Here is a 13389-nt window from a genome sequence, read left to right as displayed (position 1 = left end):
TCCGGCCGGTCGCCGCCTATGGTGGTCCGATGCGAACCGCCGTGCTGCTCAGCCGCGCCGCCGCCGTCCCGGCGGCGGCCGGGCTGCGCGTGCCGGGCGCGGCCACTCCGGCGCCCCGGTTCCCGGCACCGACCGGTCACGGCCAGCCGCGCCCCGCCGGTCGCAGCCCTCCGGACATCGTGCACGGACACGTGACGGCAAGGGCGAAGCGCACCGCTTCGGCCCTTTTTCTTTTTCCGGAGAGGGAACCGACATGAGCGAACGGACCGACAGCCACGACCAGCAGTGGATCAGCGAACTCGAAGCGACACTGCACCACGAGTTCGCGGCCCAGACCGCCCGGCTGACCGAGTTGACGGCCGACACCGGGGATCCCGGGGAGGCGCACACGAATGCCGCGCTGATCGCCGCCACCCGGCTGAGCCTCGACCAGATCGCCGGGGCGCTGCGGCGCCTCACCGCCGGTGGCTACGGCAGGTGCGAGCGGTGCGGAACGGACATTCCCCGGGAACGCCTGGAGATCCTGCCGCACGCGCGGTTCTGCGTGCCGTGCCAGCAGAAGCAGAACGGCTGACCGGGTGGACCGGCCGTCGGCCTCACGGATGCGACGGCCGGTCCGTGGACACCTCGGGCGATCCGGTCACCGCGGACGGCTCGACGCGCAGATTGGCGGTGACGGTCGCGGTCAGACCGTCGGGCCGGCGGGTCAGCGTCAGCGCTCCGGTTAGGTGATGGGCGAGCCAGAGACCTCGGCCGCCCGGGGTGTTCGTCGCCGGCAGGTTCACCGGCAGGTCCGCGCCCCGCTCGTGCCCGTGATCGGTGACCTCACAGACGAGCAGGTCGGCCCGCCGGAAGAGGTCGAGTCGCCCGCGGCCCCCGCCGTGCAGCACGGCGTTGGTGACCAGTTCGTGCACGGCCAGGACGAGATCCTCGGCCACGTCGCCGGTGAGGCCGGCGGCGGTCACCCGGGCGGTGAGCAGGTGCCGCAGCGCCGTCACCGTCTGTGCGGTGAATGTCTCGGACAGCAGGGGAGTGGCCTCGTCGCCGCCGGGTGACGGGTCGCGGGAATCCCGGGCGTCCGACGGGCCGAGGTTGTTCATGCAGGCAGATTACGTCGTCCAGGAACATCCGCGACCTTTGCCGAGGGGCAACCATCCGGACGCTACTGGCCGCCCTCCACCGACGTCCGACCGAAGGACCGGCCGAGACGGTGTACCTCCGCCTCCATCCGCTCGGCCAGCTCCGCGCCGCCGAAGCGGTCGATCAGCCGGTCGGCGAACCCACTGAGCACCACCGGGCGCAGCGCCTGGACCAGGGCGATGGACCGTGGCACGTAGACCTTGCGTCGACGAGCTTCGATGCCGCACAGCAGTGCCTCGGCGCACCGTTCGACGCTGACCGTCGTGTTCAGCGGCCAGGGCAGCTTGCGCTGCGCGGTGTGGAACGAGGCGAGGTCGTCCCGGATGTCGCGCACCAGGTCGGTGTCGATCCAGATCGGGTGGGCGGTGCCCACGGTCAGCCCTCGCCGGCGGTTCTCCAGCCGCAGCACGTTGCCGAACTGTTCGACCCCGGCCTTCGACGCGCAGTACGCGGCCATCCCGGGCATGGCGGCGAAGGCCGCCGCCGACGACACGATCAGGACGTGGCCCCGGGCGGCGCGCACGTGCGGCAGCGCCGCGCTGACCGTGCGGACCACCCCGGTCAGGTTCACCTCGATGGTGCGGGCCAGGGCGTCGACCGGGCCGGTGGACACGGTGCCGATGTTGGCGATGCCGGCGTTGGCCACCACCACGTCGATGCCGCCGTAACGCTGCACGGTCGAGGCGACCGCGTCGTCGAGGCCCGCCTGGTCGGTGACGTCGCACTCGTACCAGTGCCCGCCCACCTCGGCGGCGACCTGCCGCAACGGCGCCGGTTCCAGGCCGACCAGGGCGACCCGGGCGCCCCGGGCGGCGGCCGCCCGGGCCAGTTGGGCGCCGATACCCCGCGCCGCTCCGGTGATCAGGATGGTCCGGTCGCGTAGCTCTAACCGCATGTTGCGCTCCTGCTCCCGGTCGCCGCCAGCGGCGACCCAGTGGTGGTCTGCCGAACGCTACCGGGCATCCGCCGGCCCTCCCACCCGGTGCCGCCGCGCCCGGCGGGCACGCCTTCCCCGCCGGCCGCGCCAACCGTTCGTGGTAAGCGACGCGGAGATCGGGAAGGATCTACCCGAGGCCGCACGCCGCACCCACAGCGAGGACCAGGACAAGGAGAACGCATGGCTGACTTCGTCGGCGCCGTGGACCAGGGCACCACCAGCACCCGGTTCATGATCTTCGACCACGGTGGCAACGAGGTCGGCCGCCATCAGCTCGAACACCAGCAGATCCTGCCGCGCGCCGGCTGGGTCGAGCACAATCCGCTGGAGATCTGGGAACGCACCCAGACGGTCGTACGCACGGCGCTGAACACGCACAGCCTCGCCGCGGGTGACCTGGCGGCTTTCGGTGTCACCAACCAGCGGGAGACGACGGTGGTGTGGAACCGGCGCACCGGCCGGCCGTACTACAACGCCATCGTCTGGCAGGACACCCGGACCGATCGGATCGCCTCGGCGTTGGGGCGTGACGGGCGCGGCGAGATCATCCGGCGCAAGGCCGGCCTGCCGCCGGCGACCTACTTCTCGGGCGGCAAGATCCAGTGGATCCTGGAGCACGTCGACGGGGTGCGGGCGGCCGCCGAACGCGGTGAGGCGATCTTCGGCAACACCGACACCTGGTTGCTGTGGCACCTGACCGGTGGTACCGACGGCGGCATCCACGTCACCGACCCCACGAACGCCAGCCGGACCATGCTGATGAACCTGGAGACGCTGGACTGGGACGACGAACTGCTGTCCATCTTCGGCATCCCGCGCGCCATGCTGCCCCGGATCGTCCCGTCCTCCGACCCGGACGCCTACGGCGTCACCCTGCCCAACGGCCCGTTCGCCGGCCCCGTCCCGATCACCGGGGATCTGGGTGACCAACAGGCGGCCACCGTCGGTCAGGTCTGCTTCGCCCCGGGCGAGGCGAAGAACACCTACGGTACGGGCAACTTCCTGCTGTTGAACACCGGACCGGAGATCGTCCGCTCCGAGGCCGGACTGCTCACCACCGTGTGCTACCAGTTCGCCGGCCAGTCGCCGGTCTACGCGCTCGAAGGTTCCATCGCCGTCACCGGTTCGGCCGTGCAGTGGCTCCGCGACCAGTTGAAGATCATCAGCAGTGCGGCGCAGAGCGAGGACCTCGCCCGCCAGGTCGACGACAATGGTGGGGTCTACTTCGTACCGGCCTTCTCCGGTCTGTTCGCCCCGTACTGGCGATCCGACGCCCGGGGCGCGATCGTCGGCCTGTCCCGCTACAACACCGACGCGCACATCGCCCGGGCGACCCTGGAAGCGATCTGCTACCAGAGCCGCGACGTGGCCGAGGCCATGGCGCGCGACTCGGGCGTGTCGCTGGAGTGCCTCAAGGTCGACGGTGGGGTCACCGTCAACGACCTGTGCATGCAGTTGCAGGCGGACATCCTCGGCGTGCCGGTGAGCCGGCCCGTGGTCGCCGAGACCACGGCCCTCGGCGCGGCCTATGCCGCCGGACTGGCCGTCGGATTCTGGCGGGACACCGACGAACTGCGGGAGAACTGGAACGAGAGCCGGCGCTGGCAGCCGTCCTGGTCGCCCGAACAGCGGGCCACCGGTTACGCCGGCTGGCGCAAGGCGGTGCAACGCACGCTCGACTGGGTCGACGTCGGCTGATCGATCCGCCGCGCCCCCTGTCACGTTTCGTCAAGGTAAACGTCACTGCGTGTCGATGTTTCGGTACCGGAATGCCCGGTCGGTCTGCCTTAGCATCCCGATGTCCGGCAGCTGCCGGAGGTGGCACAGGGAGGGCATCCATGCGGATCACGCGCGCGATCATGGCGGTCGTGGTCGTCCTGTCGGCCGGCGTACCGGCCGGCGCGGCGCACGCGGCGTCACCGTTCACCGTGGTCAACGGTTCGATCCAAGCCGCCACGGGCACGCCCCGGCCGTCCTCGGGCACCCACGCCACGCTGTGGCACAACGCCAGCTACGCGACGATCGTCGTGCGGGGCGCCGGACGGCTGGTCGTCGGTGCGATCGGCGACCACTGCGACGGCTGGCCGACCCTGCGGGTCAGGGTCGGCGGCGCGCTGGTCGGCGAGGTCACCGTGACCAGCGCCACCGACTATGGCGGCTATCCGGTCGGTGCCGAGCTGCCGGACGGTACGCACGACGTCCGGATCGAGCTGGTCAACGACCGGTACACCGGCGCGTGTGACCGCAACGCACACCTGGCGTCCGTGTGGACGCAGCCGCCTCCGGCGGTCGACCCGCGCTTCACCTTCGCCGTGGTGCCGGACACGCAGGAGGAGGTGCTGAGCGCCCGCGACACCCGACTGCGTCAGCGCGTCGACTGGCTGGTCGCCCAGCGCACCACTCTCGACCTGCGGTTCGTCACGCACTCCGGCGATGTGGTCAACTACGACACTCCCGACCACGCGCAGTACGACCGGGCCCGCGCCGCGCTGCGTCCGTTGGAGACGGCCGGCCTGCCGTACACCCTCGCCGTCGGCAACCACGACACCCAGGCCGCCGGGCCGGGCGGGGAACTGCGCAGTCCCGCCGGACAGTTGCTGCGCGACACGACAGTGTTCAACAGGTACTTCACCGCCGGGCGGTTCGGCGCGGTGGGTGGCCAGTTCGAGGCGGGCAAGGTGGACAACGCCTATGCCACCTACACCGCCGGTGGGGTGCGGTGGCTGGTGCTGAGCCTGGAACTGTGGCCGCGCCGGGCGGCCGTCGACTGGGCGAAGGCGGTCGTGGCGGCCCATCCCCGGCACAACGTCGTGATCGTCACCCATCACCACCTGGAGAGCGACGCCTCGATCGGTCGGTCGGCCGGCTACGGTTCGACCAGTCCGCAGTACGTCTTCGACAATCTTGTGCGGCGGTACCCGAACATCCGGTTCGTCTTCTCCGGGCACACCGGCACGGCGGCGTCCCGGGTGGACACCGGAGTGCACGGCAACCGGATCTACTCCTTCCTGCAGACGTTCCACTCCCGCAGTACCAACCCGGTGCGGCTGGTGGAGATCGACACCACGGCCGACTCCCTGCGTACCTGGATCTACGCGCCGCACACCGACGAGGAGTTCCCGGCGTACGAGCGGACGTACGCCGGGATCGGCCTGGTCCGGTGACCACCCGGCGAGGTCTCATAACTATCTTGTAATTGTCTCGTTATCGTGGTCCGCGTCGAGGTGGCGGTAGACGGTGGCGCGCGAGACACCGAACTCGGCGGCGATCTCGTCGGCCGAGTGGGTGCCCGCCAGATGCATCCGACGGGCGGCGCGCACCTGTTCCGGGCTCAGCGAACGGGGGCGGCCCGGCCGCCGCCGACCCACCCGCCCGGGCGGCGCGGCGCCGGCGGCCGGATCGGTCGCCGTCGTGGTGCGGGCGACCGGCCGCTGTTCGCCGGGCGGCGTCTCACCCAGCAGCCGGCAGACGCCGTCCAGCATGTCCGCCCTCAGTACCGACGCGGGAACGTCGATCATGAACACCACCGGGTCGCTGCACATGGCGATGGCCTGGACCGCCCGGACCCGATCCCGGCGTCCGGCGTCCGGACCGGCGACGATCTCGTTGGCCCGCATGGCGATCTGCATCAGGCGGTGGTACGTGCTGCCCCGGTCGACGAGCGCGAGGTCGTGAAAGAGCATGCCGAGTGGGCCGCGGTGCGCGAGCATGGTGTCCACCCAGCCCTCCAGCAGCGTCCATCTCGCCTGCCGGCCGGGCAGCGACCCGGCGGTGTCCAGCAGTGCCTCCAGGTCGCGGATCAACGGCTCGGCGAGTGCGGCGAGCAGATGCACCTTGCTGGGGAAGTGGTAGAGGATGGCGGCCTTGGTCAGCCGCAACCGTTCGGCGATCTGCCGCAGCGAGGTGCGTTGGTAGCCCTGCTCGGCGAAGAGGTCCAGCGCGGCGCGCAGGATCCGACTGCGGGTGCCGTCGGTCTCCGCGCAGGTCATGGCGTTCAGCGTAGTCGCTCCTGACCGCCGGACGGTGGCTGTGCGGTACCCCTTACCATCGGTCAGTGGCAGACACCGGCAACGACAGGAGGCGTCCATGTCCGTGATCGCCATCGAGAACCTCGTCAAGACCTTCGGCGGCGTACGCGCACTTGACGGGCTCGACCTGACGGTGGAACCGGGGGAGGTGCACGGATTCCTCGGACCCAACGGCTCGGGCAAGTCCACCACCATCCGGATCCTGCTCGGCCTGCTGCGCCGGGACTCCGGGCAGGTTCGCCTCCTGGGTGGGGACCCGTGGCGGGACGCGGTCGCGCTGCACCGGCGGCTGGCCTACGTGCCGGGTGACGTCAACCTCTGGCCCAACCTGTCCGGCGGAGAGGCGATCGACCTGTTCGGTGCGTTGCGCGGCGGGCTGGACCCGCGTCGCCGCGACGAACTGCTGCGTCGCTTCGACCTGGACCCGACGAAGAAGTGCCGCACCTACTCCAAGGGCAACCGGCAGAAGGTCGCCATCGTCGCCGCCTTCGCCAGCGACGTCGAGCTGTACGTGCTGGACGAGCCCACCTCCGGGCTGGACCCGCTGATGGAGGCGGTGTTCCAGGAGGAGGTCCGGCAGCTCACCCAGGGCGGCGCGAGCGTCCTGCTCTCCAGCCACGTGCTGGCCGAGGTCGAGGCGCTCTGCGACCGGGTCAGCATCATCCGGGAGGGCCGGATCGTCGAGTCCGGCACCCTGTCCGAGCTGCGCCACCTGGCGCGTACCACCGTCACCGTCGAGACCGGACGGCCGGTGACCGGCCTGACCGAGCTGCCCGGCGTGCACGAGGTCCGCCCCGTCGACGGTCGCGTCCGCCTGGAGGTCGAGCCCGAGCACCTCGACGCGCTCCTGACCCACCTGGTCCGCTTCGAGGTCCGCGCGTTGACCAGCACACCGCCCACCCTGGAGGAACTCTTCCTGCGGCACTACGGCGAGACCATCGACTCAGACCGGCAGGCGCCGGCCGGAGGCACCCGATGAGCGCCTTCACCGGCACCGGCCGACTCACCCGGCTCGCCCTGCGTCGGGACCGCATCCGCCTGGCCATCTGGACGCTCGGCAGCCCGCTGATCGGCTACGCCCTCGCCGAGAGCGTGGCCAGCATCTACCCCGAGGAGCAGAACCGCATCGGGTACGCCGAGGTGGCCAACACCAGCGTCGTCGCCCGTGCCTTCAACGGCCCGGTGGCCAGCACCGACCTCGGAGCCGTGGTGGTCACCGAGACGTACCTCACCCTGGCCGTGCTCGCCGCGTTGCTGAGCACCTTCGCGGTGGTCCGGCACACCCGGCAGAACGAGGAAACCGGCCGCGCGGAGCTGCTCGGTGCCGCCGCCGTCGGCCGGTACGCGCTGCTCACCGCGGCCCTGGTCGTCGTGGTCGGCGCCAACGTGCTGTCCGGTGCGCTGCTCGCGCTCGCCTTCGTCGGTGCCGGCCTGCCGGCCGCCGGCTCGGTGGCCGCCGCGGCGATCGTCGGGGTCGGCCTCGCCTTCACCGGCGCGGCCGCCGTCACCGCCCAGCTCTCGGTGACCTCCCGGGGCGCCAACGCCCTCGCCTCGGCCACGGTCGGGGTGGCGTTCCTGCTGCGCGCCACCGGTGACGTTCTCGGTCAGCCCGCCGCCGACGGGGTACGCCTGGTCAGCGCGTGGCCCACCTGGTTGTCGCCGCTGGGCTGGGGCACCCAGATCCGTGCCTTCGACGACGAGCGGTGGTGGGTTCTCACGCTGCCGGTCGCCCTGCTGGTCGCCGGGGTCGCCGGGGCGTACGCGCTCGCCGAACGACGCGACCTCGGCGCCGGCCTGCTCGCCGCCCGCCGGGGTCCGGCCCGAGCCACCGCCGGCCTGCTCAGCCCGGCCGGACTCACCTGGCGGCTGCACCGTGGCGCGTTGACCGGTTGGGCGGTCGCGGTGGCGGTGCTCGGCCTCGCCATGGGTCTGGCCGGCAACGAGGTCGACGACATGATCGCCGACAACCCGGCCGCCGCCGAGGCGATCGCCCAACTCGGCGGCGGGGCCGAACTCGTCGACGCCTTCCTGGCCGCGATGCTCGGGCTGTTCGCCCTGACCATCGGGGCGTACGTGGTGCAGGCCCTGCTGCGGGTGCGCGGTGACGAGTCCGACGGCATCCTCGAACCGCTGCTCGCCACCGCCGTCAGCCGCTACCGGTGGCTGGGCACCCAGGTGGCCGGTGCCGTGCTCGGCGCGCTGGCGCTGATGCTGCTGGCCGGTGCCACCACCGGCCTCGGGTACGGGCTGGCGGTCGGTGACCCGGTCGGTTGGACGGTCGACCTGACCGGGGCCGCGCTGCTGCGGCTGCCGGCGCTGCTGGTCGTCGCCGGGGTGGTGACCGCCCTGCTCGGCGCGTTGCCGCGCCTGTCGGTCGCGTCGAGTTGGGCGGTGCTCATCGTGTTCCTGCTGCTCGGCCAGTTGGGCGCCGCGCTGGACCTGCCGCAGGCGGCGCTGAACCTCTCCCCGTACACCCACGTGCCGTCGGTGCCCGCCGTCGACGTCACCGTCCTGCCCCTGGTGGTCCTGACCGCCGTAGCCGCCGCCCTGCTCGCCCTCGGCCTCACCACCTTCCGCCGCCGCGACACCCCCACCTGACGCGGCCTGAGCCGAGCTTGATCGTTTGCAGTCGAGTGACTCGACACGCCGCTGCCATGGTCAGTGCTCGGGGTGCCGGTCAGCGCGGAGCAGGCGGGATCCACGGGGGACACGATGTGCGGCGGAACCTCCAGGCGGTGCCAGCGCAGTTGGGTGATGGCGTCGAGGACGTCACGCGCAGCGGCTGCCGTGGCACAGTCCGCCGTGTGGCAGATCGGGCAGGTGCCGTCCGACGATTCATGATCACGGAGGGTTCGGCGGGCCGTGAGGGCGAGCCGGTTGAGAATCTGGGCCAGGGACAGCAGCGGTGCGGTCATGTTGCCGGCACCTTGAGGGCCGCGGCGAGCTGGACGATCGTCGTCGGGGCGTGCCGGCTCCGGAGCACCTCGGCGAGCAGATCGCGGGCGGCGGGCCGGTGCCGTACCTCAGCGGGTGCGGTGCTCTGGGCTTGCAGCAGGGTCCGAGCCGCGCTGGTGGGATCGTGGGCGTGCAGGTGCGCTCGGGCGGCGTCGATCAGGTGGGCGGCGCGATGCTCGACGGGTAGCCACCGCCAACCGTCGCGTCGGACCGCCCTCTGATGCCAGGCCACCGCCTCACCCGCGTCGCCCAACTCCAGTGCCGCCACTGTCCGTGCTGCGGTGACGGCGGTGGGCCCGAAGGCGGTGCGATGGTGGTCATGACCGTCGCCCACCCGGTCGGCCAGGTCGGCGGCCTCGTCGAGCAGGTCGGCGGCGGCGCGCTCGTCGCCGTCGCCGGCTGCCGCCAACGCGCCCTGCACGAGCAGCGTGCCGCACAGGGACAACTGCGCCGACGAGCCGCCGTCGAGGTCCGGCGGGGCGATGCGGTACGCGGCGGTCCGCACGGTCGACACCGCCGATCGCGCCCGCCCGGTGGCGCGCAACACCTCCCGAGCTGCACCGCCGCGCTGGCGACGAGCACAGCATCGCCGGTCGCCAGCGTCATCGCCCGGTCGGCGGCCAACCAGGCCAACTCGGTCTCACCGAGCTTCGTCAGCAGTGCCGCGCCGATCCGGTACGCCTCCACCAGTGGCACGCGCCCCGACGCCAGCTCGCGGGCGTGACCGCGCTGCGCCCCGCTGATCAGCTCGGGCAGCAGGTCGGTCAACTGGGGGTACCGTGCGTGCTGGTAGGTGGTCCAGGCGTAAGCCACGCCGCGCGCCACCTGAGCTGCCGCCGGCACGTCGCGGTCCGGCACCCGCCGGCCCACCGCGATGTCGTACGCCGCAAGTGCCGCTCGGATCCGCTCCACCGAGCCGGCCCGCTCGCTGTCGGCGACGGGACGGACGTCGTGGCCCAGCAGCACCGACTGATCGACCCGCAGCACAGCGGCGATCTCCGCGATCGTGGACACCTTGTCCAGCGACCGCGCACCGCGCTCGACCTTGTCGACCCAGCTCTTCGACTTGCCCAGCCGGTCGGCGAACACCTGCTGCGACATCCGTCGCCGCCCCCGCCAGTACGCCACCCGCCGACCGATCGGCAACTCGTCACCCATGCCGTCGCCGATCCGGCACCGCCCGGGTCGTCTCCTCGACCGGTATCCGATCCGCCTCGGCCTGCGCGAGCAACCGAAACCGCGCCGCTTCCCGCTCGGCCGCCTCGATCCGCTCGCCCTCACTGGGCGTGTCGGGCTTGTTCTGGCCGCTCATTCCCGACTCCTCCGCAATCAGAAGCGCCAGCAACTCTCTGTCGCTACCGTCTGATTACGCTAAGCAATCGAGTGTTCGAGTCCTGGGTACACGGCGTACCCGGTGACGAGGCGTACCTAAAGGTCGGAGGCGCCGATTCGACGTGCGAGGTCAACCGCCTCGGCGCGGATCGACGCTGGTGCTTCGTGGCACAACCGGGTGACCATGTCCTGCGCCACCGGCGAGTAGCGGACGGTCTCCGGTGACGTCGCCTCGGCTCGCGCCAGTAGGTGGAGGGTCGCTTCTCTCGCGCCCTCCAGGTCGGCGGAGCGTGCCAGCTCCACGTAGTGCCGACCCCGGCGCTCTGTCGACGGGATCGACGCCGGGTCGAGGGCGTGGGCGCGGCGTTGCGCCTCGTCCGGATCTCCGAGATCCACTGCGCACATCACCGCGTACACGTCGACCAAGGGCCGCGACACGCGGGTCCGCAGGCCCACGAAACCCTCGGGCAACGCCCGGTCGACGATTGACCGAGCGGTGTCCCAATCCGACCACGCGCCCTGGTCCCCGGTCCGGGCGCGGGTAAGGGCCGCGCAAAGGTGCAGGTCGGCGAGCACTTCCGCCCATTCGGGACCGCTATCTGCTACGCGTGGCTCGATAAGCCCACGCGCTTCCCGCAGCCGCTCCAACGCCTCGTCTCCGCGGCCGACCGAGCGCAGCAGGTGCGCGGCAAACCAACTCGCTCGTGCGATAGCCAGTGGGTCGTCCGCGTCCATGGCAGCAGTCATTCCGCGATCGACGGTCAACCAGACCAACTCGCGGTCGCCATGCCATGCCAGATACCCCTGGGCGAGGTGATAAGCCTGTGCGAGCAGAGCGAGACTCTCTCGTCGAGCATCGCCGGAATGCAACCGAGCCGCCCGCTGGGTGGCACCTAGCAGGCAGGGCAGGATTTCCCCCACCGCCGTGCGCTGGTTTCGAGATGTGTGCCAGGTCTGCCATGCGGAATCGACCGCACCACGGAGATAGTCGGTGCTCTCCGGTTCGCCGTCGAGGACAATGTGCCAGGCGGTCAACGCACGGCGGACCTCGTGTACTGCGGGGTGACTGACCCGGCCGTCGAGAGACAGTGCCACGGACGGGCCGAAGAGGTCACCCAGATCCCGCACCCCGAGGTGTGGTGCCATCTGCTGCGCGGCACGCAGGGTCAACGACCGGCGGCCGTTCTCGATGAATTTCACAGTGGTCGCTGAAAGTCCGCTCAGATTGGCGAGGCGTTCGCGGGAGAGCCCGGCTGCTCGACGTAGCCGCTCGACTCGCTGACCCGGCTTGGGCTGCTCTTGACTGGTCACGAACAACACCTCACTCGATGGGGTACATCGTGTACCTCACGCTACGCGCAGCTCATGGCGACGGGAAGAGTGGAACGCTGACACCGGGACCCGCAGGTTGCTTCGGTCCACACCAACCGACCGGCCTGCGTGGAACGTGTACCGGAGGTGATGTCTGGCGCGCTCGCGTCCGTCTCACAGCACCTGGGACAGGAAGCGGCGTAGCCGGGGGTGCTGCGGCGACTCGAAGACGGACTCCGGCTTGCCGGCCTCCAGCACCACCCCGGCGTCCATGAAGGCGACGGTGTCGGCGACCTGCCGGGCGAAGCCCATCTCGTGGGTGACGACCACCATGGTCATGCCCTGGGTGGACAGCTCCGCCATCAGTGCCAGCACCCCCTTGACCAGCTCCGGGTCGAGCGCGGAGGTGGCCTCGTCGAAGAGCATCACCTGCGGCCGCATGGCCAGCGCCCGGGCGATGGCCACCCGCTGCTGCTGCCCGCCGGACAGGTGCGCGGGCCGGGCGTCGGCCTTGGCGGCCAGGCCGACCCGGTCGAGTTCGGCCCGGGCCCGGGTCACCGCCTCGTCCTCGCGGAGCCTGCGGATGCGGCGCAGCGGCAGGGTGATGTTGCGCAGCACGCTCATGTGCGGGAAGAGGTTGAACTGCTGGAACACCATGCCGATCCGCTGCCGCAGGGCGTCCGGGTCGTCGCGCAGCACGCTGCGCCCGTCGAGCAGCACGTCGCCCCGGTCCGGTTCGAGCAGCCGGTTGACGGTACGCAGCAGGGTGGACTTGCCCGACCCGGACGGGCCGATGACGCAGGCGGTGCCGCCGCGCGCCACGTCCAGGTCCACCCCACGCAGCACCCGGTGACGCCCGAAGGCGAGGTGTACGTCGCGCAGGCTCAGGCTGACCGAGGTGTTCATCGTTGGTTGCCTCCGGCGGCGCCGGGCAGCGCCAGGTCCAGGTCGTCGGGGTCGTCGGTCGGCCCGGCCGCCGGCCGGCCGTGTCGCAGTCGCTTGTCGATCCGGTTGACGGCGTGGGTCAGCGGCACGGTCAGCGCCAGGTAGAACAGCCCGGCCAGCAGCAGCGCCGACTGGTTGCCGGTGTTGGCCGCGTAGTCCTGACCGATCCGGAACAGCTCGCGCTGACTGGCCAGCAGACCGAGGAAGTAGACCAGGCTGGAGTCCTTGATCAGGGCGATGAGCTGGTTGACCCAGGCCGGCAGGATCCGCCGGATGCCCTGCGGGATGATCACCCTCCGCATCGCCTCGCGCCAGGAGAAGCCCAGCGCGCGGGCCGCCTCCAGCTGGGTGGCCTCCACCGACTGGATGCCCGAGCGGAAGATCTCCCCGAGGTACGCCGACGCGATAAGCGACAGCGCCAGGATGCCCAACGGGTACGGGTTCGGCCCCCACACCTGCATGCCCAGCGGGGCCAGGCCCACCCCGATCAGCAGGATCGTCGCCGCCGCCGGCAGGCCCCGGAACACGTCGGTGTAGACCCGCGCCGGCCACCGCAGCCAACGGGTACGCGAGATGCCCGCCACCGCCAGCAGGATGCCGAGTGCCGAGCCGAGCAGGGCAGCGGTGACCGCCAGGATCAGCGTGTTCGGCAACCCGACGGTGAGCATCTCGGGTAACGCCTCACGCATCGACTCGCCGTCGAAGAACGTCTCCCACAGGGTGCGCAACGGATCCACGGGT

Annotated in this window: 14 protein-coding genes and 1 pseudogene; 6 read left to right on the top strand and 9 right to left on the bottom strand. The window is 71.3% G+C overall.

What is annotated here, in order from left to right; genetic code table 11:
* The first annotated feature begins 29 nt into the window (after positions 1 to 29).
* Both ENC19_RS10175 and ENC19_RS10170 read left to right on the top strand, forming a co-directional pair.
* On the top strand, positions 30 to 257 hold the full coding sequence (locus ENC19_RS10175; RefSeq protein WP_164446941.1) for a hypothetical protein: 228 nt from the start codon (positions 30 to 32) through the stop codon (positions 255 to 257).
* Complete coding sequence (locus ENC19_RS10170; protein WP_164446940.1) at positions 254 to 574, top strand: TraR/DksA family transcriptional regulator; 321 nt, start codon at positions 254 to 256, stop codon at positions 572 to 574. The genes ENC19_RS10175 and ENC19_RS10170 overlap by 4 nt, the downstream gene beginning before the upstream one ends.
* 22 nt (positions 575 to 596) lie before the next feature.
* On the opposite strand, the gene ENC19_RS10165 is transcribed toward ENC19_RS10170, so the two are convergent.
* Together ENC19_RS10165 and ENC19_RS10160 are read right to left on the bottom strand one after the other, a co-directional pair.
* Positions 597 to 1100 (bottom strand): ATP-binding protein, encoded by a 504-nt coding sequence (locus ENC19_RS10165; RefSeq protein ID WP_164446939.1) that lies wholly within the window; start codon positions 1098 to 1100, stop codon positions 597 to 599.
* A gap of 62 nt (positions 1101 to 1162) precedes the next feature.
* Positions 1163 to 2035, bottom strand: a complete 873-nt coding sequence (locus ENC19_RS10160; RefSeq protein ID WP_164446938.1) for an SDR family oxidoreductase — start codon at positions 2033 to 2035, stop codon at positions 1163 to 1165.
* 222 nt (positions 2036 to 2257) lie between these two features.
* On the opposite strand from ENC19_RS10160, the gene glpK reads away from it, so the two are divergent.
* Positions 2258 to 3775: a glycerol kinase GlpK gene (gene glpK, locus ENC19_RS10155; RefSeq protein ID WP_164446937.1), complete on the top strand. Its 1518-nt coding sequence runs from the start codon at positions 2258 to 2260 to the stop codon at positions 3773 to 3775.
* A gap of 140 nt (positions 3776 to 3915) precedes the next feature.
* Positions 3916 to 5241, top strand: coding sequence for a carbohydrate-binding domain-containing protein (locus ENC19_RS10150; protein WP_164446936.1), 1326 nt, complete (start codon positions 3916 to 3918; stop codon positions 5239 to 5241).
* Between the two features lie 21 nt (positions 5242 to 5262).
* Here the strand turns inward: ENC19_RS10150 and ENC19_RS10145 are convergent, their stop codons facing one another.
* A complete protein-coding gene (locus ENC19_RS10145) occupies positions 5263 to 6066 on the bottom strand; it encodes a TetR family transcriptional regulator (protein WP_164446935.1) in 804 nt (267 codons plus the stop codon).
* A gap of 97 nt (positions 6067 to 6163) precedes the next feature.
* Between ENC19_RS10145 and ENC19_RS10140 the strand changes: the two genes are divergently transcribed.
* Together ENC19_RS10140 and ENC19_RS10135 are read left to right on the top strand one after the other, a co-directional pair.
* Entirely contained in the window at positions 6164 to 7084 is a 921-nt protein-coding gene (locus ENC19_RS10140; RefSeq protein WP_164446934.1) for an ABC transporter ATP-binding protein, read from the top strand.
* A complete protein-coding gene (locus ENC19_RS10135; protein ID WP_164446933.1) occupies positions 7081 to 8703 on the top strand; it encodes an ABC transporter permease in 1623 nt (540 codons plus the stop codon). The genes ENC19_RS10140 and ENC19_RS10135 overlap by 4 nt, the downstream gene beginning before the upstream one ends.
* Positions 8704 to 9016: 313 nt before the next feature.
* Here ENC19_RS10135 and ENC19_RS31345 read toward each other — a convergent pair whose 3' ends face one another.
* From ENC19_RS31345 to ENC19_RS10115, 6 genes and pseudogenes are all read right to left on the bottom strand, one after another.
* Positions 9017 to 9565: a hypothetical protein gene (locus ENC19_RS31345; RefSeq protein ID WP_328824240.1), complete on the bottom strand. Its 549-nt coding sequence runs from the start codon at positions 9563 to 9565 to the stop codon at positions 9017 to 9019.
* Positions 9566 to 10086: 521 nt separating this feature from the next.
* Positions 10087 to 10161, bottom strand: a pseudogene (locus ENC19_RS31340) (hypothetical protein); the annotation flags it as partial.
* Positions 10162 to 10210: 49 nt separating this feature from the next.
* Positions 10211 to 10372, bottom strand: coding sequence for a hypothetical protein (locus tag ENC19_RS29260; RefSeq protein ID WP_166458390.1), 162 nt, complete (start codon positions 10370 to 10372; stop codon positions 10211 to 10213).
* Between the two features lie 116 nt (positions 10373 to 10488).
* Positions 10489 to 11703, bottom strand: a complete 1215-nt coding sequence (locus tag ENC19_RS10125) for a helix-turn-helix domain-containing protein (protein WP_164447362.1) — start codon at positions 11701 to 11703, stop codon at positions 10489 to 10491.
* Positions 11704 to 11877: 174 nt separating this feature from the next.
* Positions 11878 to 12609 (bottom strand): amino acid ABC transporter ATP-binding protein, encoded by a 732-nt coding sequence (locus ENC19_RS10120; protein WP_164446932.1) that lies wholly within the window; start codon positions 12607 to 12609, stop codon positions 11878 to 11880.
* Positions 12606 to 13385, bottom strand: coding sequence for an amino acid ABC transporter permease (locus ENC19_RS10115; protein ID WP_164446931.1), 780 nt, complete (start codon positions 13383 to 13385; stop codon positions 12606 to 12608). The genes ENC19_RS10120 and ENC19_RS10115 overlap by 4 nt, the downstream gene beginning before the upstream one ends.
* Positions 13386 to 13389: the final 4 nt, after the last annotated feature.

The organism is Verrucosispora sioxanthis, assembly GCF_010560025.1.
In the GTDB taxonomy this organism is placed as follows: Bacteria; Actinomycetota; Actinomycetes; order Mycobacteriales; family Micromonosporaceae; genus Micromonospora; species Micromonospora palythoicola.
This window is presented reverse-complemented; position numbering and strand designations above follow the sequence as displayed.